The organism is Enterobacter cloacae complex sp. OE43NF (assembly GCF_023544405.1).
GTDB lineage: Bacteria > Pseudomonadota > Gammaproteobacteria > Enterobacterales > Enterobacteriaceae > Enterobacter > Enterobacter cloacae.
In genome coordinates, this window is the sequence record NZ_JAMJFW010000142.1 from 1 (window position 1) to 998 (window position 998).

At 47.0% G+C, this 998-nt stretch carries 2 protein-coding genes; one reads left to right on the forward strand and one right to left on the reverse strand.

Annotated features, from left to right (window positions below; all coding sequences use genetic code 11):
• On the reverse strand, window positions 1-263 hold a 263-nt coding region (locus M8370_RS23380; protein WP_250021869.1), incomplete at its 3' end, for an Arm DNA-binding domain-containing protein.
• A gap of 330 nt (window positions 264-593) precedes the next feature.
• On the opposite strand from M8370_RS23380, the gene M8370_RS23385 reads away from it, so the two are divergent.
• The coding region (locus M8370_RS23385; protein ID WP_349665613.1) for a DUF6538 domain-containing protein at window positions 594-998 on the forward strand (405 nt) is incomplete at its 3' end.

Here is a 998-nt window from a genome sequence, read left to right on the forward strand (position 1 = left end):
TTTTGCTCAGCTTTGGGGTCAATGCCCTGAGACAACAATTTCTTTGCTGCATCACGCTTACCCCGAGCCTCAGCCAAAGTGATCGTCGGGTATACACCAAAAGCGAGCCGATCTTCCTTTTTGTCAGATGGGCGGCGATATTTCATGCGCCAATACTTGGAACCTTTTGGGGAGACTTCAAGATACAAGCCGCCTCCATCAGCCATTTTATAGGCTTTCTCTTTCGGCTTTGCGGTCTCTATCTGGCGAGCATTGAGTTTCATTTTGGGGGCACAAATCCTGATCGAATTGACATGCCCCCGATTATGCCCCCAAAAGAGGGTAGACCACAAGAGACCAACAAAGACCATGAAATACGGTAAATTGCTTGTTTTTAAGGATTTTTTCTGGATTTGTAGACTTCAGGAAACGTCAAAAGAAGTGTTAATGGTGCCGAAGGCCGGACTCGAACCGGCACGTATTTCTACGGTCGTTCGCTTGTCTTACAAGCTCCTGTAATCCTTTGAATCAACTGGAAAAACAGGTAAAGACTTCGACATTTCACACTATTCAAAATCATGTGCAAAAGCCCTGACAAAATAGCTGGGGTGAACATGATTTACAAGCGAGATCGTTACTTAGTTTTAGATCCATGCGGAAACTATCTGGTGAGGATCGCCATACCAAAGTACATGCGTCATCTGTTCGGAGGAAGACATAACTATGTGAAGAGCACAGGCACACGCGATGTGCGCGAAGCCCGTCTCTTTCGTGATGCGGTTGCTCTGGAGTGGTTTAAGATTCGTAACCTGATAAAGCCACAGCGTGATCGAGGCTCGAAGGTAGAGCAAATCCTCAATGAACTACGTCAAGTTGGTACGTATGCACATGCAGCACCGGAGCCATTAAGCGCCCCTGTAATGAGTTGCCCTTCCCTCTTGAGGATGCGGGATCAATACATTCTCCAGTTCAGCGAGAAGCGCAAACTCACCACGCTATCAAAGACAAACAAGGCTGTG